Raw genomic sequence first — 23,068 nt, forward strand, 5'->3', positions numbered from 1 at the left:
ACATCCCCTCCAACTCACAAGGTGCAGTTTTTTTATGAGCAAATATACATTACACTTCAAATACCAAGCCGTACTCCACTACCTGCATATACGCAGCCAACAACGTACCGCAGACCACTACGGCATTTCCCGAACCCACCTGAGACGATGGATACGCGCCTATCAAGAAGGCGGTATCGGCGCACTCGAACATCCCCAATCCAAAACCATGCCCCAACACCGCAAAAACCCCTTCATCGCAGATAAACCCGACCAAGAAAAAACACAGGCAGAGCTTATTGAAGAACTGTGCTATATGCGCGCAGAGGTCGCCTACCTAAAGGAGTTAAAAGCCCTCAGCCAAAAGCAGACCGCAAAGGACAAAGCCAAACCGTCCAAACACTGAGGGCGCAACACCCGCTCAAATACCTGCTGCACATCGCAAACCTGCCCAAAAGCAGCTTTTACTACCATCACCAAGACCGACCCGATCCCGAAGCAGCCGACAAAGCCCTCCTTGTCGAAACCTACCGGCGGCATAAAGGACGCTACGGACAAAGGCGCATTGCCGCAGCATTGGGTTGGAACCGCAAAAAAGTGGCGCGGTTGATGAAGCAGATGGAACTGAAAGCCCTCATACGGGCGAAAAAAGCCTACCGCCATCCCGCCATGGGCGAAATATCGGAACACCTCCTCAAACGCCGGTTCAAAGCCCGAAAGCCCAACGAAAAATGGCTGACCGACGTTACCGAACTCAAAGGGAAGGACGGCAAACTGTACCTCTCGCCAATCTTGGACTTGTTCAACCGCGAGATCGTCGCCTACGCCATGAGCCGCAGAGCCGACAGCGAAATGGTGAAGGAAATGCTCGAAAAAGCCGCCCCCCGTCTGACTGCTAAAGGAACGATGCTGCATTCGGACCAAGGCGTGCTGTACCGTACGTCGGGATATAGGGAATTGCTTGCGGAGTATTCCATGGTTCAAAGCATGTCGCGAAAGGCGAACTGTTGGGACAATGCGCCGATGGAAAGCTTCTTTGCGGTGTTAAAGACGGAGTGTTTCTATAACGCAGGTGAATTGACGGTAGATGAATTGATGAAGCAGATAGATGACTATATGGATTACTACAACCGGGAGCGTTGCAGTTTGAAATTGAAAAAGCTGAGTCCTGTCGCATACAGAACCCAGCTTGCACAGAGCGCCTGAATAGGCTTTTATGAGTGTCCAAGATTTGGGGGCCAGTTCAGTTTTCAGACGACCTCTGTTTTTTATATTGTGCCCCACTTATTTTTAGCAGCCGTAGCGTGGGCTTTGCCCAACGAATGAACATAAATAATTTGATTCGGATGTTCGGGCGGAAGCTCGCGGGCGAAGCCCACGCTACGATTTGCTGCGTTCCTTCCCCCGTCCGACGGGGGAAGGTTAGGATGGGGGTGGCTTTATGGTTCTAGGTAAAATCAAATTCGTGCAAACCGTAGAGCTGCTCTCTCCCGCCAGACGGGAGAGCCAGCCGCCCGTAGCGTGGGTTCTACCCACGAATAAACAGAGATGATTGGATTCGGATGTTTGGACGGAAGATCGCGGGCGAAGCCCACGCTACGGGTTACTGCAACGGCAACTTGTTCCTTCCCCCGTCCGGCGGGGGAAGGTTAGGATGGGGGTGGCTTTATGGTTTTAGGTAAAATCAAATTCGTGCAAACTGTAGAGCCCCTTCCCGCCAGACGGGAGAGCCAGCCGCCCGTAGCGTGGGTTCTACCCACGAATGAACAGAGATGATTAGATTCGGATGTTCGGGCGGAAGGTCGTGGGCGAAGCCTACGCTACGGATTGGTTTATCTCTTAAATCTGTATCCACTTGACGAAGGGTCGTCTGAAAACAGAAATCCTCAATTTTTCAGACGACCTCAATAACAGACTTTCAATTCAATCTACGCTTGCTGGATAGCACCAATAAGAAGGTAATTTTTACAATTGAAATTTACGGCAACTATTTACATTATCTACGCCATAATAATTTTCCGCATCCAATTTATTATTTCTATAAAATATAGGTATTCCTCTAAAATATTTATTTAAATCAATATCTCTATCTCCATCCCCATCACTTAAGGTATGTTTTCCTTTCCAATTAACGTAGTATTTAGAAGGCGCCATAACCAAGCACCCGCTTTTATGATTTAAAATCAAAATATTATTAGTTTCATGGTAATGCGAAGAATTTTCTTCCAAATCCTCTACCATGCCTCCTTCTATATGCATAAATATCGAATACTTGCCATCAGGCGAAGATTCCAGATAAACCATTTCAGATACACAATTATCTACTTTATCTTTTTGATAACAGCCATCTTGTAAGGAATATGTTTTTATTCCTTTATTTTTCATTGTATAGCGCATAAAAATATTTTTTTTATTTGGCTTTAAAAACTCTAACTGCCCATAACCCAACAAATGTTGCACTTCATGAACAGGAAAAATATTTTGTTCTGCCATAGCGAAACTACTATAAATAAAGAATAATAAAACGATTTTCTTCATATCAATCCACCCTTGCCGTATTACTCCTACTCGTGCTTAAGCTTCTGCTCCCGCGCCCAGTCCACCATATCTTTAGGATAGTACAGATACTGCCGCAGGGAGGTGTCGTCTAAGTCTTTCAAATAGGCGACGGCAGCGGATTCAAAGCTCCAGTAGCCGATATAGCCCCCATATTCGGGATCTTGGTTCAAATGTGTATCAATCAGGAGATTACCGATTTTTCGGTTGCCTTCGTACCAGCCGGAGAGGTAAGCGTTGAGATATTTCAGGGATTCTTCCTTGCTTTCCGCCATGATTGCTTGCAGTAGGGGTTTGCGGAAGTTGTGTCCGCCTTTGGCAAATTTGGCGCTGGGATCAAATTTCGTGGGTAGTGCCATATTTATCAAAGCCCTGAATGATGGATCGTAATACATTTCGTCATCGTTATAGGGATTGAGGCTGTCTTTAATGGTTTCCAGCCAATCCATCCGTTCGAACAATAGGCAAAGTCCGATAATGTTGGGTTGCTCTTCTCCCGCCCACTCCTCCGGTCCCCAAATAAACATGATGTCTTCCTTTTGCCCGTATTGCCTGTGTATATCCAGGCATTGCTTACAGTAATAAACTATCTGCTCCATACGCTTCTTGATGTCTTCTATCGGAAATCCTGCGGTGTATTCGGTAAGTAATAAAGGATATAACTGGTCAACCACATTTGTAGGCGGTTCGGTAGGATAGTTTTTTTCACACTGAAACGTGACATTAAGCAACATAAGGTTATTTTTATAAGATTGCTCAAGAAAATCCCTATCAAACAATCCTTGACGGTCTTTATTATGGTCGTATTTGATTTGATTGGTCATTTGGAGTCCTTTAAATAAACAAGTTATTTAATATCGTCTGCATCTGTTTTCTGCATTTTTCCGACGTTTTTTTGGCATTTTCATAGTTTCTTTGTGCTTTTAGCCTTTTCTCCGTTATCGAACAATCAATTCTTTACCTAGAGAATGTGGTCGGCAGGTTTGTGATGGCGGTGTATCAAAACCATATGAACAATTGAACAGGACGACTGCTATTGGCAAAGAGGTCGTCTGAAAATTTCAGACGACCTTGATAGATGTTGGATTTCCGCCCCAATCTACGCTTGCTACACTCCTACGGATGTTTTGAAAAAAGCGTTTTCCAGAATAGGCGTCTGCGCTTTTATAGTGGATTAAATTTAAATCAGGACAAGGCGACGAAGCCGCAGACAGTACAGATAGTACGGCAAGGCGAGGCAACGCCGTACTGGTTTAAATTTAATCCACTATAATGTTTACATCGACGGTATCGGTACGTTTTTCGGAACAAAACAGCATTATGATAGGAATAGCCCGATTACTCAAAATAGTTATCATAAATCTTCCTTCAAGCTTTTATCGCTGCGCATAATATCCCATATCATTTTTTGACGCTGTTTTCTTTGTTTCCCTCTAATGAGGAAACCAAAAATTTCGTTATAAAATGAAAACTTTGTTCAAATATTTGCTGATGATTGAAATTTTATCTTTTAGGACGGTAGAATGCGGGGTTATTGGATAGGAGACATCCTCTAAAATGTTGGAGCTACCTGAATTGTGGTTCCGAGTGTCAAAATTTGAACAATGAAAGTACCGATCATGCAGGAACCTTATTCTCGCGAGGGGAATAATCCCTCATCTCATTCCGGCTCGTTTTGGGAGCGCGAAGTATTGCGCGAAGTATTGCTGGCTTCTTATAAAGAGCAGCGTAGCGCACGTATTTGGCGCAATATTTGGCGTGTTATCGGTGTGATTTTATTTCTCATGTTTATTGCGTCACTGTTTGGAGACGATACCGATGCAGTGCAAAGCAGTGGGGAACATACAGCAGTGATCGATTTGAAAGGCGAAATCGGCAATGAACTTGATGATCAGGTTGAGATGCTGCGCACCGGTATGGAGGCGGTTTACAATAATCCCAATGCTAAAGCGATTATCATCCGCGCCAATAGTCCGGGCGGATCGCCTGTGGTTTCCAATATTGCGTTTAACGAAATCCGCCGCATGAAGTCGGAGCATAAAGACATTCCTGTGTATGTGGTGGCGGAGGATATGTGTGCATCGGGCTGTTATTACATTGCGGCGGCGGCTGACAAGATTTATGCGGACCCGTCCAGCGTGGTCGGCAGTATCGGTGTGATTGGCGGGGGGTTTGATGCGACGGGGCTGATGGATAAAATCGGTATCAAACGTCGTCTGAAAATCGCGGGCAGCAATAAAGGTATGGGCGATCCGTTTTCTCCTGAAACGCCCGCACAAACTCAGATTTGGGAAAAAATGCTGACCGATATCCATAAGGAATTTATTAAATCGGTTAAACTCGGACGCGGAAAGCGTTTGAAAGATCAGCAGTATTCTGATGTTTTCAGCGGCCGTATCTATACCGGTTCGGAGGCTAAAGAAGTAGGATTGATTGATGATTTCGGCAGCGTATATAGTGTCGCTAGAGATGTCGTCAAAGCCCCTGAGCTGGTGAACTATACGCCTGAAGAAGATTTCGGCAAAATATTGGGTCGCCATTTGAGTGCTGAAATGGAGACTAAAGTTAAAGAAAAACTGTCGAAAATATGGTAACAGGATTTGTCCATTATTCGTTTGTTGCCGCCCTAAGTCATTGTGGGGTCGTCTGAAAACGTATCTCTTGAGGTGTTTGATGATGTTCCATATGCCATTTATAGGTTGGAAGGTAACAAACCAATGATAAAAAAGCGGCTTGGAAGGTGTCCTTGCCGCTTTTTTAAGTTCGCTGATATAGGGTAAAGTTATCCGTCTTTCTATTAAAGCGACCGCAGAAGCAGTTTTTTGTATGTCAAACAGTTTTTTGTTGATAATACGAAGGCTCAAGATCGGAACGGCTGAGGCTGAATGTTTATCATGAAATGCCAAGAAATGTTTGAGGTCGTCTGAAAAGCCATTTTGTCATTTCATCCGTGTGATAAAAGTTTGTCAGTCGGCGTTAGCGCCCCCGATTTTTGCATCCAACCCCTTCATATCTTATAAATATTATGATTAATGTCCAACATCTAGATTTTTACTACGGCAATACGCAGGCATTGTACGATGTCTCGGTTGAACTTCCGCAGGGCAGTATTACCGGATTAATCGGACCTAATGGTGCCGGCAAATCCACTTTGATGCGTTGTATGGCAGGATTGGAAATCCCGACATCCGGCGATGTCTTGCTTGACGGTCTGCCTATTCTTGATAATCCGCGCAACAGCTTTTCCAAACTCGGCTACCTGCCTGATTTTTTTGGTTTGCCGGATGGTTTGAGCGTGATCCAGTGCTTAACGTATGCCGCCAAATCCCGCGGTATTCCTGATGCGCGACTTCCCGATTTGCTGCTGGAAACCGTTCGCCTGCTTAATTTGGAACATAAACTGTATGCCAAAGTCAGCGACCTTTCCCGCGGTCAGAAACAGCGTGTCGGTATCGGGCAAGTCATCATCCATCGTCCTAAGTTTCTGCTTTTGGATGAACCTGCCAGCGGTCTTGACCCTGAGGCACGACATGAATTGTCTTTGTTGCTGCTGAAGCTCAAAGATGAAGGCATGAGCATTTTGGTGTCGAGCCATATTCTTTCCGAGCTGGACGAATATTGTTCGCATATGCTGGTTATCAAAGGCGGACGTGTTCAGGCATTTCAATCTGTTAATGATGATGTTAACGAAGATCAGACTGTTTCGCTGCAATTTGTCGGTTTGGATGAATCCATATTCGAGCGGGTCCGCAATACGGAAGGCGTGAAGCAGGCAGAATGGAACAATCATGCCGTTACCGTCATATTGGATGCGGGAGAAGAAGCGCGTGCGGCCTTGTTGCGCAAGCTGTTTGAACAAAACCTGCCTTTGAGCGAAGCGTCCGTCATTAAGGCGTCGCTGCTAAACAGTTATCAAAACAGCCTCAATCTCCACAAGCAGGAGCAACAAGAGCAACAGGAGCAAGCCGATGGACAATAAATTGAATATTCCCAAAATCCGGGTTAACGCCGAATTTCAAAGGCTGATGTGGCTCAACATGAGCTGGGGCATGATTACAGGCATCATCATACTCTACAGCCTGTTTATCTTTGCTAAAGCAAATTCTGAGGACTTGGTGGAATATATTGCCGGAGTCGGTACATTCGGCGCATTCATTTCAAGTATTGCCCTTTATCTGCAGATTGAGCGCAGTCTGCGCCAAGATGTATCCAGCAATGCGTTTGACCAGTTGCGTATGTCTTCTTTGTCTCCGTGGCAGATGGCTTGGGCAAGGATTGTTGTCGCACCTTTGACCGGTTGGGTTATTTTCCTTATCGGCTGGATACTGCTCGGCCTAACGATGTCTCATTTCAACCATGAAGACAACGATGTTTTCATCATGTGGTTGACTATGCCGCTCTACTCATGGGCACTCGCCTGCATGATATTGGTTAATGCTTTGCAGTTCAAACGCGGCAACGATCAATGGGAAGGGTCTCTATTGCAAATCCTATTGCTGTTTGTCGTCATGGTTATGTTCTTAACCGGTATGTTGTCCGCCGCGGAAGATCTTTCATACTTGGGTGGAGGCGTATCCAATACAGCATCCCCAATTATTGCCTCCATTATTTCTGTTGTCTTATGCAGCGTTGCCGCCCGCGCTGCTATGGCAGAACGCCTGCACCTGCGCTCTTCCCGATTGACTTTTATCGTACTTGGACTTCTTACGCCTTTAGCTGCGATTAGCTTCGTAAGCAACTATCAACAAGCGCTGTATATTTGCGCCGTAGCTTATGGCGGCATGAGTATTTTGTCTTTGATTACGCAGAAGCAGACGACCTTTTCTTCTATTGGAGAATTTGTCCGTACGCGCAATAGAAAACCGAAGTGGGCGATTGCTTCGTTGCCTGCTTGGATGATTCTTTTGCCTTTGGGATTGATTTGTGCCGTATTGTTGTCAGCAGACATGGTATGGGTATACATAGGACAATTCTTTCTCCTCATACTGCTGGTTTTTTCCATCAACCAAATGAAATGGCGATACAACAACATTACCATCACATTATTGATATACCTGCTTCTTCGAGGTCTTTGGTTCGTGATTGCATCGTAACAGGAGCGTATTTTCTGTTTTGCACCCTGCCTTTAGCCATAGAGAGGTTGGGAGGTAGGATAGGATAAAGGTCGTCTGAAAACCGGTTGACAAGGTTTTCAGACGACCTTTTTGTCTATACGCAAATGAATGCGGCTGTATCGAGGCCGTCCATGCTTTTCCGTCTCAAACTCATCTATAACGGCATTTAAATATCAGTTAAGAAACAAAACCCAAAACCGCCCCTGCCTTGTCGGAATCGCCGAATGACGGTACTATGCGCAGTTAACAGCTTGATTGCCGTTCGGATGGTCATGCGTCCGGGCAAGGTTTTAAATTCAGTATCTTATTTGAAAGCAGAAAATGATTAACGATATTCAAAAAACAGCGGAAAGCAAAATGCAGCGCTCGGTAGAAGTGCTGAAAGAGAATTTGGCGAAAGTGCGTACCGGCCGTGCGCATACCGGTCTGTTGGACCAAGTGGAAGTCGAATACTGGGGCAGCATGGTTCCGGTCAGCCAAGTTGCCAACGTGACGCTTCTGGACGCGCGCACCATCGGCGTGAAACCTTTTGAAAGCAATATGGCAGCCAAAGTCGAGAAAGCCATCCGCGATTCAAACTTGGGTCTGAACCCGGCAGCCGTCGGCGATTTGATCCGCGTACCTATGCCCATGCTGACCGAAGAGCGCCGTAAAGATTTGATTAAAGTCGTACGCAGCGAAGCGGAAGAAGGACGCGTGTCCATCCGCAACGTGCGCCGCGATGCGAACGATCACATCAAAAAACTCTTGAAAGACAAAGAAATTTCCGAAGACGAAGCACGTCGCGGCGAAGAGGCGGTTCAAAAACTGACCGACAAATACATCGCCGAAGCCGATAAAACGCTGGCTGCCAAAGAAGAAGATTTGATGGCGATTTAAACCCTTGTCCGCGGCGTTTCAGACGACCTTTGAACCGCCGCGCTGCGAAAGGCAGATATGAAGAGCAGCACGCAGACCATTTTGGAACATACTTCGGTTCCGAAGCATATCGCCGTGATTATGGACGGCAACGGCCGTTGGGCGAAAAAGCGTTTCCTTCCCCGCGTGATGGGGCACAAACGCGGCTTGGACGCGTTGGAAAATATGGTGAAGCATTGCGCCAAACTGGGTGTGCAATATCTGACCGTGTTTGCCTTTTCGACTGAAAACTGGCGTCGCCCCGAAGACGAAGTGTCGTTCCTGATGGGGCTGTTTTTGCAGGCTTTGCAAAAACAGGTGCGCCGTCTGCACGAAAACAATATGCGCCTGAAGGTGTTGGGCAGCCGCGAACGCTTCAACCGGCAGATTCTGCAAGGCATCGAAGAGGCGGAAGCGTTGACGGCGAACAATACCGGCCTGACCCTGAGCATTGCCGCGGATTACGGCGGCCGCTGGGATATTTTGCAGGCGGCAAACAAACTGATTGCCGAAGGCGTATCCGAAATTACGGAAGACGCGCTGGCGAAACACTTGATGCTGGGAGATGCGCCGGAACCGGATTTGTTCATCCGCACCGGCGGCGAAACACGCATCAGCAATTTCCTGCTTTGGCAGATGGCGTATGCCGAACTTTATTTTACCGATACCCTGTGGCCCGATTTTGACAGCAAAGCCTTGGACGATGCTGTCGCCTCGTTCCAAAAACGCGAACGGCGCTTCGGACGCACTTCGGAACAGCTGCCGGTAGAGCAGCAAAGGGGTTAAAAATGTTGAAACAACGGATTATCACGGCGCTGTGGATGCTGCCGTTGATGCTCGGTATGCTGTTTTACGCGCCGCAATGGCTGTGGGCGGCATTTTGCGGATTGATTTCCCTGGTTACGCTGTGGGAATACGCCCGCATGAGCGGATTGGAAAAACTGAAAACCAATCATTATCTCGCCGCGACGCTGGTGTTCGGCGTCATCGCCTACGCAGGCGGTTGGACGCTGCCGGATATCGTCTGGTACGCCGTTTTGGCGTTTTGGCTGGTCGTTATGCCTTTGTGGCTGAAATTCAAATGGAAATTGAACGGCGGCTGGCAGGCTTATACCGTCGGTTGGCTTTTGGTCATGCCGTTTTGGTTCGCACTCATGTCCCTGCGTCCGCATCCCGATTACGCCTTGTCGCTGCTTGCCGTGATGGGTTTGGTGTGGGTTGCCGATGTTTGCGCGTATTTCAGCGGCAAAGCGTTCGGCAAACACAAAATCGCACCGACCGTCAGTCCCGGTAAAAGCTGGGAAGGCGCAATCGGCGGCGCGATTTGCGTGGCAGTGTATATGACTGTGGTGTGGTGGTCAGGTTGGCTGACGTTTGACGCAGGCTGGTTCAATACCGTGTTAATCGGTTTGGTGTTGACCGTTGTCAGCGTATGCGGCGACTTGCTGGAAAGCTGGCTCAAACGCGCGGCGGGCATCAAAGACAGCAGCAATCTGCTGCCCGGACACGGCGGCGTGTTTGACCGCGTGGACAGCCTGATTGCCGTCATCAGCGTCTATGCCGCCTTTGAAAGCTTGTTCTGAAGCGGTTATAGTGGATTAACTTTAAATCAGGACAAGGCGACGAAGCCGCAGACAGTACAGATAGTACGGAACCGATTCACTTGGTGCTTCAGCACCTTAGAGAATCGTTCTCTTTGAGCTAAGGCGAGGCAACACCGTACTGGTTTAAAGTTAATCCACTATAAAAATCGTTGGAACACATCAAACACAATATCGAATAAGCGTTTTCAGACGACCTTTCCGACCTCAAGCCCAAAGGTCGTCTGAAATCCGAAAGCAGTACATAAAGAACGCACCATGACACAACAAGTCCTGACCATATTAGGCAGTACCGGCAGCATAGGCGAAAGCACGCTGGACGTTGTCTCCCGCCACCCCGAAAAATTCCGCGTATTCGCGTTGGCGGGGCATAAGCAGGTTGAGAAGCTGGCGGCGCAATGCCGGACGTTCCGCCCCGAATATGCCGTCGTCGCCGATGCGGAACACGCCGCCCGGCTTGAAGCTCTGTTGAAACGCGACGGCACGGCGACGCAGGTTTTACACGGCGCGCAGGCATTGGTTGACGTTGCCTCTGCCGACGAAGTCAGCGGTGTCATGTGCGCCATCGTCGGTGCGGCGGGGCTGCCTTCCGCGCTGGCGGCGGCGCAAAAAGGCAAAACCATTTATTTGGCGAACAAAGAGACGTTGGTGGTTTCCGGCGCGTTGTTTATGGAAACCGCGCGCGCAAACGGCGCGGCAGTGTTGCCCATCGACAGCGAACACAACGCCATTTTCCAAGTTTTGCCGCGCGATTACACAGGTCGTCTGAACGAACACGGCATCCGCTCGATTATCCTGACGGCTTCCGGCGGTCCGTTTCTGACGACCGATTTAGACACGTTCGACAGCATTACGCCCGCGCAAGCCGTGAAACATCCCAATTGGAGCATGGGTCGCAAAATTTCCGTCGATTCCGCCACCATGATGAACAAAGGTTTGGAGCTGATTGAAGCGCATTGGCTGTTCAACTGCCCGCCTGATAAACTCGAAGTCGTCATTCATCCGCAGTCCGTGATACACAGCATGGTGCGTTACCGCGACGGCTCCGTGTTGGCGCAACTGGGCAATCCCGATATGCGTACGCCCATCGCTTATTGTTTGGGCTTGCCCGAGCGTATTGATTCGGGTGTCGGCGACCTGGATTTCGACGCATTGTCTGCGCTGACCTTCCAAAAGCCCGACTTTGACCGCTTCCCCTGCCTGAAGCTCGCCTATGAAGCCATGAACGCGGGCGGAGCCGCGCCCTGCGTATTGAACGCCGCCAACGAAGCCGCCGTCGCCGCCTTCTTAGACGGACAGATTAAGTTTACCGACATTGCCAAAACCGTCGCCCACTGTCTCGCACAAGACTTTTCAGACGACCTCGGCAATATCGAAAACCTGCTGGCGCAAGACGCCGTTACCCGCAGGCAGGCGCAGGAATTTATCGCCGCATTGGAATAAACCGTGCTGCAACGATAAAAAATGACAGGTCGTCTGAAAACCCGCCCACCCGTCATGTGTGGCGGACAAAACGGCAGACTGACTTTATAATCGGCAAAATAACGCCAATAATATTTTCTACACATTGCGAATGCTTTTCAGACGACCCCTGCCTTGATATGTCGTCTGAAACATCGACAACGTCAACCCATACCCAACCAGAGAGATTCTTTTGCAAACCCTTCTAGCTTTTATTTTCGCCATCCTGATTTTGGTCAGCCTGCACGAGTTCGGACACTACATCGTCGCCAGATTGTGCGGCGTCAAAGTCGTACGCTTTTCCGTCGGCTTCGGCAAACCGTTTTTCAGCAGAAAGCGCGGCGATACCGAATGGTGTTTGGCACCCATCCCGTTGGGCGGCTATGTCAAAATGGTTGATACGCGCGAGGGGGAAGTGGCGCAGGCAGACCTGCCTTACGCTTTCGACAAGCAGCATCCCGCCAAACGCATCGCCATCGTCGCCGCAGGCCCGCTGACCAATCTCGCGCTGGCGGTTCTGCTTTACGGCTTGAGTTTTTCCTTCGGCGTTACCGAAATCCGCCCTTATGTCGGCATGGTCGAGCAAAATACCATTGCCGCCAAAGCCGGTTTTCAGCCCGGAGACAAAATTATTTCGGTTAACGGCGTTAACGTCGGCGAGTGGGAAAAAGCCCAGCAAGAAATCGTGTTGAACATCGAGTCAGGCAAGGTAAATGTTGCCGTTCAGACGACCTCGGGGCAAAAAACCATGCGGATTATCGATGCCGCCGGTACGCCTGAGGCAGGTAAAATTGCGAAAAACCAAGGCTATATCGGGTTGTCGCCTTTTAAAATCACCACCCGTGTCGGCGAAGTGACAGAAAACAGTCCGGCTGAAAAAGCCGGTTTGAAAAAAGGCGACAAGCTGATCAGTGCCGATGGACAAGACATCGAGTCTTGGCAGCAATGGGTGGAAATCGTAAGCCAAAGCCCGGGCAAGAAAATCGAATTGAGCTACGAGCGCAATGGCCAAACTTTTCAGACGACCATCCGCCCCGACAGTATCCAGCAACCCGACAGAACGCTGGTCGGCAGGGTGGGCTTCGGTCCTCAGGGCGACGAAGCGTGGGCAAAAGAAATCAAGCGCGAATATAAACCGTCTGTCGCAGAAGCATTTGCGATGGGCTGGGACAAAACCGTCAACAACGCATGGATGACGGTAAAATTCTTCGGAAAACTGATTACAGGCAATGCCTCCCTGAACCATATTTCAGGCCCGCTGACCATTGCCGACGTCGCCGGGAAAACGGCACAGCTGGGATTTCAAAGCTATTTGGAATTCCTCGCGTTGGTCAGCATTAGTTTAGGCGTGTTGAACTTGTTGCCCATCCCCGTATTGGACGGCGGGCATTTGGTGTTCTACACTGCCGAATGGATACGCGGAAAGCCCTTGAGCGAGCGCATACAGGCAATCGGCCTGCGCCTCGGACTGGCTGCCATGCTGTTCATGATGGCACTGGCTTTCTTTAATGACATCAACCGTTTGTTTGGATAATTTTATGAAATTGAAACAGATTGCTTCTGCTTTGATGGTATTGGGCATGTCGCCTTTGGCGTTTGCCGACTTCACCATTCAAGACATCCGCGTCGAAGGTTTGCAGCGCACCGAACCGAGTACGGTCTTCAACTACCTGCCCGTCAAAGTCGGCGACCAATTCAGCGACGCACGCAGCGAAGAAATCATCAAAACTCTGTATGCGACCGGTTTTTTTGACGATGTCCGCGTAGAGACCATGGGCAATCAGGTCTTGCTGACCGTTATCGAACGCCCGACCATCAGCACGCTGAACATCACCGGCGCGAAAATGCTGCAAAACGATGTAATCAAGAAAAACCTTGAATCCTTCGGTTTGGCGCAATCCCAATACTTCAATCCGGCCACGCTGAGCCAGTCTGTCGCCAGCCTGAAGGAAGAATACAAAAGCCGCGGCAAACAGTCGGTCCAAATCACGCCGACCGTCACCAAACTCGCGCGTAACCGCGTTTCCATCGACATCGCCATCGACGAGGGTAAAACCACCAAGATTACCGACATCGAATTTGAAGGCAACAAAGTCTATTCCGACCGCAAGCTCATGAAGCAAATGTCTTTGAGCGAAGGCGGCATGTGGACTTGGCTGACCAAGAGCAACCAGTTTAACGAGCAGAAATTCTCGCAAGACATGGAGCGCGTCAGCGAGTTCTACCAAAACAACGGCTATTTCAATTTCCGCATTCTGGATACCGACATCCAGACCAACGAAGACAAAACCAAGCAAACCATCAAAATCACGGTTGACGAGGGCGAACGCTTCCGTTGGGGCGACGTGCGCATAGAAGGCGATACCCGCGAAGTGCCGAAAGAAGAGCTGCAAAAACTGCTGACCATGAAAAAGGGCAAATGGTACGAACGCGCCCAAATGGTCAAATCGCTCGAAGCCATTCAAAACCGCATGGGTACGGCAGGCTACGCGTTCAGCGAAGTCAACGTTCAGCCAGTGCCCAATGCCGAGACCCAAACTGTCGATTTCGTCCTGAACGTCGAACCCGGCCGCAAAATCTATGTGAACGAAATCAACATCACCGGCAACAACAAAACCCGTGACGAAGTCGTGCGCCGCGAATTGCGTCAGATGGAATCCGCGCCTTACGACACTTCCAAGCTGCAACGTTCCAAAGAGCGTGTCGAGCTGCTGGGCTACTTCGACAACGTACAATTCGATGCCGTGCCGGTTGCCAATACGCCCGACCAAGTCGATTTGAACATGAGCGTGAACGAGCGTTCTACCGGTTCGCTGGATATGAGTGCGGGCTGGGTTCAGGATACCGGCTTGGTCATGTCTGTGGGCGTTTCCCAAGACAACCTGTTCGGTACGGGTAAATCCGTTTCCCTGCGCGCTTCACGAAGCAAAACCACGCTGAACGGCTCGCTGTCGTTTACCGATCCGTATTTCACACCCGACGGCGTGAGCCTCGGTTACGATATTTACGGCAAGTCTTACGACCCGCGTAAAGCCTCTTCTAGCGCGAAACAATATAAAACCACCACCGCAGGCGGCGGCGTGCGCATGGGCATCCCCGTTACCGAATACGACCGTGTCAATTTGGGTCTGGCGGCGGAACACCTGACTGTGAATACCTACAAAGGCGCGCCTAAACGTTATGCCGACTTTATCAACCAATACGGTAAAGGCACGGACGGCGTAGGCAGCTTCAAAGGCTGGCTGTACAAAGGTACGATTGGTTGGGGACGCAATAAAACCGACAGCGCATTGTGGCCGACCCGCGGTTACATGACCGGCATCAACGGTGAAATCGCCCTGCCGGGCAGCGACCTGCAATACTACACACTGACCCACAACCAAACCTGGTTCTTCCCGCTGACCAAAGACTTTACCCTGATGCTCGGCGGCGAAGTCGGCGTCGGCAACGGCTACGGCAAAACCAAAACCATGCCGTTCTTTGAAAACTTCTACGGCGGCGGCTTAGGCTCCGTACGCGGTTACGAGAGCGGCACGCTGGGTCCGAAAGTTTATGACGAATACGGCGAGAAAATCAGCTACGGCGGCAACAAAAAAGCCAACGTTTCCGCCGAGTTGCTGTTCCCGATGCCGGGTATCAAAGACTCCCGCTCCGTCCGTCTGAGTCTGTTTGCCGACGCGGGCAGCGTATGGGACGGCAAAACTTATAACGACAGCAGCAGCAATACCTACTACACCAACAATGCCGCTCAAAACCCATACGGCTTAGGCAAGACCCACAAATCGACCTTCAAGGAAGAGTTGCGCTACTCCGCCGGTGCGGCAGTAACCTGGCTCTCGCCACTGGGTCCGATGAAGTTCAGCTACGCCTACCCGATCAAGAAAAAAGACAGCGACGAAATCCAACGCTTCCAGTTCCAATTGGGTACCACATTCTGACGTAGGCAGAAAAAGGTCGTCTGAAAACCGAAATCCCTATGCAGATAAACATTTTCAGACGACCTGAAGGAAAAGGGGCAGGGCGTTCTGCCTCTTTTTAAAAACAAACCGTCATCCCGCTGATGGGCGGGATACAAAATCAAGGAAATCCAGATGAACATCATTGCCAACGCCTTCCGCCTCGGCGGCGCGGCTTTATTGGGCTTCGGGTTGATGAACCAAGCTGCGGCGGCGGAAGCCGTACAGAAAATCGGCTTTATCAATACCGAGCGCGTTTATCTTGAGTCCAAGCAGGCGCAACGCATTCAGACGACCTTGGAAAAAGAATTCCGCAGCCGTCAGGACGCTTTGCAGAAATTGCAGCAAGAAGGTGAGAAGCTCGAAAAATCCCTGTCCGAAGGCAAATTGCAGGGCAAAGAGCGTGAAGCTGCGGCAAAACGCTGGGGCGAGCTGGTTCAGCAGTTCCGCAAGAAACAGGCGGAGCTGGCAGAAGACTACAACCTGCGCCGCAACGAAGAATTTGCCGCCCTCCAGCAAAACGCCAACCGCATCATCGTCGATCTTGCCAAACGCGAAGGCTACGATGTGATTTTGCAGGACGTGATTTACGTCAACGCGCGTTACGACATTACCGACAGCGTGATTAAAGCCCTGAATACACGTTAATCGGAAGGCTGAACGAGATACAGCAAACCTGTTTTCAGACGACCTCTTTCAAGCGAAGGGTCGTCTGAAAATCCAATAAACGATATAATTACCTGTCTTATCACTCCTGCCGGCATACGTTTTAGGCAAACCGTTCTGTCCGACTGCTCCCGCCGTCCCTTTCAGACGACCTCATCTCAAAGCTTACGAAACATCATGACTTCAAAAACCTACACCCTGTCCCAAATCACAGCGCAGCTTGGCGGCGAATGGCGCGGCGAGGACATTTCCGTCGCCGCCGTGCGCCCGCTCGCAGACGCGCAGGCGGAACACATCAGCTTCCTCGCCAATCCGAAATACAAAGCCGAAGTCCACGACAGCAGCGCGGGTGCGGTCATCGTTTCCGCCAAAGCAGTAAACGAATTTGAAGGGCGAAACCTGATTGTCGCCGATGATCCCTATCTCTATTTCGCCAAAGTCGCCCGCCTGTTTTCGCCCATCGTCAAAGCGCGCGGCGGCATCCATCCGACCGCCGTCGTCGAAGAAAGTGCCACCGTTCCCGCAAGCTGCGAAATCGGTGCAAACGCCTACATCGGCGCGAACACCGTGCTCGGCGAAGGCTGCCGCATCTTGGCAAACGCCGTTGTCCAACACGATTGCAAACTGGGCGACGAAGTCGTCCTGCATCCCAACGCCGTCGTTTATTACGGCTGCACACTGGGCAACCGCGTTGAAATCCACAGCGGCGCAGTCATCGGTGCGGACGGATTCGGACTCGCCTTCGCCGGCGATTCATGGTTTAAAATCCCGCAAACCGGCGCGGTAACGCTGGGCGACGACGTAGAAATCGGCTCGAACACCAACATCGACCGCGGCGCGATGAGCGACACCACCGTCGGCAACGGCACCAAAATCGACAACCAAGTCCAAATCGGACACAACTGCAAAATCGGTTCGCACACCGTCATCGCCGCCAAAACCGGCATCTCAGGCAGCGTTACCATCGGCAGCTACTGCATCATCGGCGGCGGCGTCGGTACGGTCGGACACATCGAAATTGCCGACAAAACCACCATCGGCGGCGGCACGTCCGTGACCCACAGCATTACCGAAAGCGGCAAACACCTCGCCGGCATCTTCCCAATGTCCACCCATAAAGAATGGGCGCGCAACGCCGTTTATATCCACCGCCTGAGCGAAATGAACAAACGCCTCAAAATATTGGAAAACCGTCTGAGCGACAGCGAAAAAGACGAATAACCCCACAATCGGTTTACATGGCGGATGCGCTTTAAATCCCAACAAAGCGGCAAAGCCTATCGTTTTAAAGCCTCCGCGATGAAACCGCCCAGCCAACCCCGAAATACCAAGGAATACGACGAACATGGACGTACAACTCCCCATCGAAGCCAAAGACATCCAAAAACTCATTCCCCACCGCTACCCGTTTTTGCAACTCGACCGCATCACCGCCTTCGAGTCCATGAAAACCCTGACCGCGATTAAAAACGTCACCATGAACGAGCCGCAGTTCCAAGGCCATTTCCCCGACCTGCCCGTCATGCCCGGCGTACTCATCATCGAAGCCATGGCGCAAGCCTGCGGCACACTCGCCATCCTCAGCGAAGGCGGCCGCAAAGAAAACGAATTCTTCTTCTTCGCCGGCATAGACGAAGCCCGCTTCAAACGCCAAGTCATCCCCGGCGACCAGCTTGTTTTCGAAGTCGAGCTGCTGACCAACAAACGCGGCATCGGCAAATTCAGCGCCGTCGCCAAAGTGGACGGACAAGTCGCCGTCGAAGCCATCATCATGTGTGCCAAACGCGTGGTTTGAGTGTTCAGAAAAAGGTCGTCTGAAAGTTTCAGACGACCTAATAAAAAGAAAACCCACCGGTTTAGGTTTGTTCAAACCCAGGGACACGGTGGGGATTAGTTTTACCTAACTGTATCAAATATAGTTTGAAACGTCAATTTAAAAATAAAGAATCAGGTGTTAGCGTGAATTATAAGGAATGCTGTAGTATTTTTTCTGATTTCAGAATGGAACGGTATAAAAATGCCGTTGGGGAAGACAAAGCAGCTGAATTGTATTTATTGAATTTATCTTTATCAAGAGAACTTTTTCATGTTGTTTCAATATTTGAGATTGTTTTAAGAAACAAAATTGACATTTGCCTTCAGCAGGAGTTTAAAGACAGAAACTGGTTATATGATAGCATACAGCCACAGACGAATCCCGCATTGAAATTTCAAGGTTGCTTTTTAAGAAATGGTACGAAAGAATCTGCTGAATTAATCAAGGTTGCATTATCTAAAATACGAAATAATAGCGGGGGAAAGTTTGACCACAACCAATTGGTTGCAGGACTAGGATTCGGTTTTTGGCGGTATCTGTTTGCAGGAGGGAAAGATGCTCAATTTGATGCTACAGGGAAAGTATTGATGAAAGTTTTTCCAAAAAAGCCCAAATCTACACCAAGTGTGCAATATAACCAAAAATGGATTTTTCAAGAACTTTCCAATATTAACAAATTCCGTAATCGTTTGGCACATCACGAGCCGATTTGTTTTAAAGGTGCAATAAAAGATACTAACTACGCTAGAAATATCCACCGATCTATTTTTGAACTGCTTAATTATATGGATGTAGATACTGCTTCAGTATTCAGCCATTTTAGCGATCAAGTGATTGCGGTCTGCGATGAAATCGACAAACTGTAATTTTCTATTATTTGTCTAAACAAGCAGCGGAGTATTAAAAACATGACCCTCATCCACCCGACCGCCGTCATTGACCCCAAAGCCGAACTCGACTCAAGCGTCAAAGTCGGCGCGTATACCATCATCGGTCCCAACGTCCAAATTGGCGCGAACACCGAAATCGGCCCGCATACCGTCATCAACGGCCACACCACCATCGGCGAAAACAACCGCATTTTCCAATTTGCCAGCCTCGGCGAAATCCCGCAGGACAAAAAATACCGCGACGAGCCGACCAAGCTGATTATCGGCAACGGCAACACCATCCGCGAATTCACCACCTTCAACCTAGGCACGGTAACCGGCATCGGCGAAACCCGCGTCGGCGACGACAACTGGATTATGGCGTATTGCCACCTCGCGCACGACTGCGTCATCGGCAACCACACCATCTTCGCCAACAACGCCTCGCTCGCCGGACACGTTACCATCGGCGACTACGTCGTCTTGGGCGGCTACACGCTGGTGTTCCAGTTCTGCCAAATCGGCGACTACGCCATGACCGCCTTCGCCGCAGGCGTACACAAAGACGTACCGCCCTACTTCATGGCGGCAGGCTACCGCGCCGAACCCGCAGGCATCAACAGCGAAGGCATGCGTCGCAACGGCTTCACCCCCGAGCAGATCGCCGCCGTCAAAGATGTGTATAAAACCATCTACCACCGCGGCATCCCGTTTGAAGAAGCCAAAGCCGACATCCTCCGCCGCGCCGAAACGCAAGCCGAGTTGGCGGTGTTTAAAGACTTCTTCGCCCAATCCACGCGCGGAATTATCCGCTGATTGGGAGAAACCGTACCGACAGGCAGGATTAAGGGCTGAAAGCCGTAGCGGCGAAAAGGTTTGAATAGAAACTGGGTGCTGTCCGCAAACCGTTTCAGACGACGTTGTCGCAACATCAGCCTTGTCCTTTCCCTGTTTGGCGCGGGAATGACTGCCGTCCAAACATTCGTCTTCAGACCAATAGAAAAGGTCGTCTGAAAACCAGGTAAACCGAGTTTCAGACGACCTTTTGATTTTATGGCACGATGTTCGTCATGCGGATTTCAGGGGAATGGGGCGGCATCTTCTGCGTGGGCAATGCCTGCCGTTCCGCCCGCTTTAGTGGACGTGGCTGCTTTCTACGCCGCCTTTGATTTCGCCATAGACTTGTGCAGAACTGCCTTGTCCGGATTGGGAGGCGCAGGCGTTGAGGAGCAGGAGGGCGGTGGTGAGGAAGATGAATTTTTTCATGCTGGTTTCCTTTGGTTGGATGGGAGGGGAGGTCGTCTGAAACGCAATAATATAGTGGATTAACTTTAAACCAGTACGGCGTTGCCTTGCCTTAGTTCAAAGAGAACAATTCTCTAAGGTGCTGAAGCACCAAGTGAATCGGTCCCGTACTATCTGTACTGTCTGCGGCTTCGTCGCCTTGTCCTGATTTAAATTTAATCCACTATAAGGTTTCAGGCGACCTTTTTACCAATGCGACGCCATATTGTCGCGGTGGATGAGTTCGTCTTCGTGGGCGTAGCCTAATTTTTCGGCGATGCGCTCGGACGGGGTTTGCAGGATTTTGGCGGTTTCGCCGCTGCTGTAATTGGTGAGGCCGCGGGCGATTTCTTTGCCGTCGGTATCGAGGATGGCGACGAGTTCGCCGCGGTGAAAATGGCCGTCCGCGCGGATGCAGCCGACGGGCAGCAGGCTGGCGTGTTGTTCGGTCAGGGCTTTTGCCGCGCCGCTATCGACGGTCAGGCTGCCGGCGGTTTGGACGTGTCCGAGCAGCCATTGTTTGCGGGCGGCTACGCGGCTGTGCGCGCTGGTGAAGAGCGTGCCTATGCTTTCGCCTTGTTTGAGGCGGACGAGGACGTCGGGTTCGCCACCCCATGCGACGACGGTGGCGGCTCCGCTGAGTGCGGCGCGTTTGGCAGCGGTTACTTTGGTGTACATGCCGCCGGTGCCGACGCTGCTGCCCGCGCCGCCCGCCATGCTTTCGAGGTCGGGATGGTCGGCTGCTATGGTCGGAATCAGTTTGGCTTGCGGATTTTTGCGCGGGTCGCTGTCGTACAGGCCTTTTTGGTCGGTCAGGAGGACTAGGGCGTCGGCTTCGATAAGGTTGGTCACGAGTGCGCCGAGGGTGTCGTTGTCGCCAAGTTTGATTTCGTCGGTGGTCACGGTGTCGTTTTCGTTGATGACGGGGACGATGCCTTTGGACAACAGGGTTTGCAGGGTGCTGCGGGCGTTGAGGTAGCGGGTGCGGTTGCTCAGGTCGTCGTGGGTGAGCAGGATTTGGGCGGTGCGGATGCCGTGCGGTGCGAATGCGGTTTCGTAGGCTTGGGCGATGCCGGTTTGCCCGACGGCGGCGGCGGCTTGCAGTTCGTTGATGGCGGTGGGGCGTTTGCTCCAGCCCAGCCGTTTGATACCTTCGGCGATGGCGCCGCTGGAAACGAGGACGGTTTGCACGCCTTGTTTGCCGAGTTCGGCGATTTGCGCCGCCCAGCGGTCGAGTGCGGCTTGGTCTATGCCTTTGCCGCCCGCGGTAACGAGGCTGGAGCCGACTTTGACGACGAGGGTGCGGATGTTGGAGAGGTTTTGCAGGGACATGGTTTTTCTCGCTGGGGATATGGGGCGGCTTCGGACGGGTTGTTAAACGTAAAAAGGTCGTCTGAAAGCGCGAAAACTGATTTTCAGACGACCCCTATGGGGCTGTCAATACGCGGTATCGTGAAATTGCTAAAAGACAGACGGGATTCGGTGAGCCGACTGTTGATGCCAATACGATACAAAAAGGTCGTCTGAAAACTGAACTGCACCCCAAAAGTTGGACACATCCCCTCCAACTCACAAGGTGCAGTTTTTTTATGAGCAAATATACATTACACTTCAAATACCAAGCCGTACTCCACTACCTGCATATACGCAGCCAACAACGTACCGCAGACCACTACGGCATTTCCCGAACCCACCTGAGACGATGGATACGCGCCTATCAAGAAGGCGGTATCGGCGCACTCGAACATCCCCAATCCAAAACCATGCCCCAACACCGCAAAAACCCCTTCATCGCAGATAAACCCGACCAAGAAAAAACACAGGCAGAGCTTATTGAAGAACTGTGCTATATGCGCGCAGAGGTCGCCTACCTAAAGGAGTTAAAAGCCCTCAGCCAAAAGCAGACCGCAAAGGACAAAGCCAAACCGTCCAAACACTGAGGGCGCAACACCCGCTCAAATACCTGCTGCACATCGCAAACCTGCCCAAAAGCAGCTTTTACTACCATCACCAAGACCGACCCGATCCCGAAGCAGCCGACAAAGCCCTCCTTGTCGAAACCTACCGGCGGCATAAAGGACGCTACGGACAAAGGCGCATTGCCGCAGCATTGGGTTGGAACCGCAAAAAAGTGGCGCGGTTGATGAAGCAGATGGAACTGAAAGCCCTCATACGGGCGAAAAAAGCCTACCGCCATCCCGCCATGGGCGAAATATCGGAACACCTCCTCAAACGCCGGTTCAAAGCCCGAAAGCCCAACGAAAAATGGCTGACCGACGTTACCGAACTCAAAGGGAAGGACGGCAAACTGTACCTCTCGCCAATCTTGGACTTGTTCAACCGCGAGATCGTCGCCTACGCCATGAGCCGCAGAGCCGACAGCGAAATGGTGAAGGAAATGCTCGAAAAAGCCGCCCCCCGTCTGACTGCTAAAGGAACGATGCTGCATTCGGACCAAGGCGTGCTGTACCGTACGTCGGGATATAGGGAATTGCTTGCGGAGTATTCCATGGTTCAAAGCATGTCGCGAAAGGCGAACTGTTGGGACAATGCGCCGATGGAAAGCTTCTTTGCGGTGTTAAAGACGGAGTGTTTCTATAACGCAGGTGAATTGACGGTAGATGAATTGATGAAGCAGATAGATGACTATATGGATTACTACAACCGGGAGCGTTGCAGTTTGAAATTGAAAAAGCTGAGTCCTGTCGCATACAGAACCCAGCTTGCACAGAGCGCCTGAATAGGCTTTTATGAGTGTCCAAGATTTGGGGGCCAGTTCAAACCACGATACGGGTTTTCAGACGACCTTTGATTTATTTGGCGTACACGAATATCAAATATAGTGGGTTAACTTTAAATCAGGACAAGG

23 protein-coding genes are annotated in these 23,068 nt (G+C 50.6%); 18 read left to right on the top strand and 5 right to left on the bottom strand.

From position 1 onward, the window contains the following. The first annotated feature begins 34 nt into the window (after window positions 1-34). The gene (locus tag MON40_RS00740; RefSeq protein ID WP_003756620.1) at window positions 35-385 is read left to right on the top strand and encodes a helix-turn-helix domain-containing protein; all 351 of its coding nucleotides are present in this window, start codon (window positions 35-37) and stop codon (window positions 383-385) included. Beyond that, on the top strand, window positions 289-1,185 hold the full coding sequence (locus MON40_RS00745; RefSeq protein WP_242925846.1) for an IS3 family transposase: 897 nt from the start codon (window positions 289-291) through the stop codon (window positions 1,183-1,185). The genes MON40_RS00740 and MON40_RS00745 overlap by 97 nt, the downstream gene beginning before the upstream one ends. Window positions 1,186-1,944: 759 nt before the next feature. Here MON40_RS00745 and MON40_RS00750 read toward each other — a convergent pair. Both MON40_RS00750 and MON40_RS00755 read right to left on the bottom strand, forming a co-directional pair. After that, complete coding sequence (locus MON40_RS00750; RefSeq protein WP_242925958.1) at window positions 1,945-2,517, bottom strand: hypothetical protein; 573 nt, start codon at window positions 2,515-2,517, stop codon at window positions 1,945-1,947. Between the two features lie 26 nt (window positions 2,518-2,543). Beyond that, window positions 2,544-3,359, bottom strand: a complete 816-nt coding sequence (locus MON40_RS00755; protein ID WP_003779919.1) for a PoNe immunity protein domain-containing protein — start codon at window positions 3,357-3,359, stop codon at window positions 2,544-2,546. A 795-nt stretch (window positions 3,360-4,154) separates the two neighbouring features. Here MON40_RS00755 and MON40_RS00765 point away from each other — a divergent pair. The 6 genes from MON40_RS00765 (at window position 4,155) to MON40_RS00790 (ending at window position 10,129) form a co-directional block, all read left to right on the top strand. Further along, entirely contained in the window at window positions 4,155-5,129 is a 975-nt protein-coding gene (locus MON40_RS00765; RefSeq protein ID WP_039863262.1) for a S49 family peptidase, read from the top strand. Between the two features lie 431 nt (window positions 5,130-5,560). Then, a complete protein-coding gene (locus tag MON40_RS00770; protein ID WP_003779922.1) occupies window positions 5,561-6,514 on the top strand; it encodes an ABC transporter ATP-binding protein in 954 nt (317 codons plus the stop codon). After that, entirely contained in the window at window positions 6,504-7,628 is a 1,125-nt protein-coding gene (locus tag MON40_RS00775) for a hypothetical protein (protein WP_003779924.1), read from the top strand. Before MON40_RS00770 ends, MON40_RS00775 begins: the two co-directional genes overlap by 11 nt. Before the next feature lie 342 nt (window positions 7,629-7,970). Further along, window positions 7,971-8,528, top strand: a complete 558-nt coding sequence (gene frr, locus MON40_RS00780) for a ribosome recycling factor (protein ID WP_003758927.1) — start codon at window positions 7,971-7,973, stop codon at window positions 8,526-8,528. A gap of 57 nt (window positions 8,529-8,585) precedes the next feature. Beyond that, window positions 8,586-9,332 (top strand): isoprenyl transferase, encoded by a 747-nt coding sequence (locus tag MON40_RS00785; RefSeq protein WP_003758925.1) that lies wholly within the window; start codon window positions 8,586-8,588, stop codon window positions 9,330-9,332. A gap of 2 nt (window positions 9,333-9,334) precedes the next feature. Further along, a complete protein-coding gene (locus tag MON40_RS00790; RefSeq protein WP_003779928.1) occupies window positions 9,335-10,129 on the top strand; it encodes a phosphatidate cytidylyltransferase in 795 nt (264 codons plus the stop codon). Window positions 10,130-10,247: 118 nt separating this feature from the next. Here MON40_RS00790 and MON40_RS00795 read toward each other — a convergent pair whose 3' ends face one another. After that, on the bottom strand, window positions 10,248-10,412 hold the full coding sequence (locus MON40_RS00795; protein WP_167317439.1) for a hypothetical protein: 165 nt from the start codon (window positions 10,410-10,412) through the stop codon (window positions 10,248-10,250). Between MON40_RS00795 and ispC the strand changes: the two genes are divergently transcribed. From ispC to lpxA, 8 genes are all read left to right on the top strand, one after another. Continuing rightward, complete coding sequence (ispC, locus tag MON40_RS00800; protein ID WP_003779930.1) at window positions 10,406-11,590, top strand: 1-deoxy-D-xylulose-5-phosphate reductoisomerase; 1,185 nt, start codon at window positions 10,406-10,408, stop codon at window positions 11,588-11,590. The two genes, MON40_RS00795 and ispC, sit on opposite strands and share 7 nt — an antisense overlap. 211 nt (window positions 11,591-11,801) lie before the next feature. Next, a complete protein-coding gene (gene rseP, locus MON40_RS00805; protein ID WP_003779933.1) occupies window positions 11,802-13,142 on the top strand; it encodes an RIP metalloprotease RseP in 1,341 nt (446 codons plus the stop codon). A gap of 4 nt (window positions 13,143-13,146) precedes the next feature. Beyond that, the gene (bamA, locus tag MON40_RS00810) at window positions 13,147-15,546 is read left to right on the top strand and encodes an outer membrane protein assembly factor BamA (protein ID WP_003779935.1); all 2,400 of its coding nucleotides are present in this window, start codon (window positions 13,147-13,149) and stop codon (window positions 15,544-15,546) included. Between the two features lie 162 nt (window positions 15,547-15,708). Continuing rightward, complete coding sequence (locus tag MON40_RS00815; RefSeq protein ID WP_372338583.1) at window positions 15,709-16,212, top strand: OmpH/Skp family outer membrane protein; 504 nt, start codon at window positions 15,709-15,711, stop codon at window positions 16,210-16,212. 195 nt (window positions 16,213-16,407) lie between these two features. Further along, entirely contained in the window at window positions 16,408-17,451 is a 1,044-nt protein-coding gene (gene lpxD, locus MON40_RS00820; protein ID WP_003779940.1) for a UDP-3-O-(3-hydroxymyristoyl)glucosamine N-acyltransferase, read from the top strand. A 124-nt stretch (window positions 17,452-17,575) separates the two neighbouring features. Further along, window positions 17,576-18,025: a 3-hydroxyacyl-ACP dehydratase FabZ gene (gene fabZ, locus MON40_RS00825; protein WP_003741990.1), complete on the top strand. Its 450-nt coding sequence runs from the start codon at window positions 17,576-17,578 to the stop codon at window positions 18,023-18,025. Window positions 18,026-18,231: 206 nt separating this feature from the next. Next, a complete protein-coding gene (locus MON40_RS00830; RefSeq protein ID WP_039863244.1) occupies window positions 18,232-18,912 on the top strand; it encodes an Abi family protein in 681 nt (226 codons plus the stop codon). Between the two features lie 42 nt (window positions 18,913-18,954). Then, a complete protein-coding gene (gene lpxA / locus MON40_RS00835) occupies window positions 18,955-19,731 on the top strand; it encodes an acyl-ACP--UDP-N-acetylglucosamine O-acyltransferase (RefSeq protein ID WP_003779946.1) in 777 nt (258 codons plus the stop codon). Window positions 19,732-20,049: 318 nt separating this feature from the next. Here the strand turns inward: lpxA and MON40_RS13340 are convergent, their stop codons facing one another. Both MON40_RS13340 and proB read right to left on the bottom strand, forming a co-directional pair. After that, complete coding sequence (locus MON40_RS13340) at window positions 20,050-20,181, bottom strand: hypothetical protein (RefSeq protein WP_259345818.1); 132 nt, start codon at window positions 20,179-20,181, stop codon at window positions 20,050-20,052. 225 nt (window positions 20,182-20,406) lie between these two features. Further along, a complete protein-coding gene (proB, locus tag MON40_RS00840; protein ID WP_003779949.1) occupies window positions 20,407-21,531 on the bottom strand; it encodes a glutamate 5-kinase in 1,125 nt (374 codons plus the stop codon). Between the two features lie 257 nt (window positions 21,532-21,788). Here proB and MON40_RS00845 point away from each other — a divergent pair, with 257 nt between their 5' ends. Then, complete coding sequence (locus tag MON40_RS00845; RefSeq protein WP_003756620.1) at window positions 21,789-22,139, top strand: helix-turn-helix domain-containing protein; 351 nt, start codon at window positions 21,789-21,791, stop codon at window positions 22,137-22,139. Next, the gene (locus tag MON40_RS00850) at window positions 22,043-22,939 is read left to right on the top strand and encodes an IS3 family transposase (RefSeq protein WP_242925846.1); all 897 of its coding nucleotides are present in this window, start codon (window positions 22,043-22,045) and stop codon (window positions 22,937-22,939) included. The genes MON40_RS00845 and MON40_RS00850 overlap by 97 nt, the downstream gene beginning before the upstream one ends. Window positions 22,940-23,068: the final 129 nt, after the last annotated feature.

This window comes from Neisseria macacae ATCC 33926 (genome assembly GCF_022749495.1).
Classification (GTDB): Bacteria; Pseudomonadota; Gammaproteobacteria; order Burkholderiales; family Neisseriaceae; genus Neisseria; species Neisseria macacae.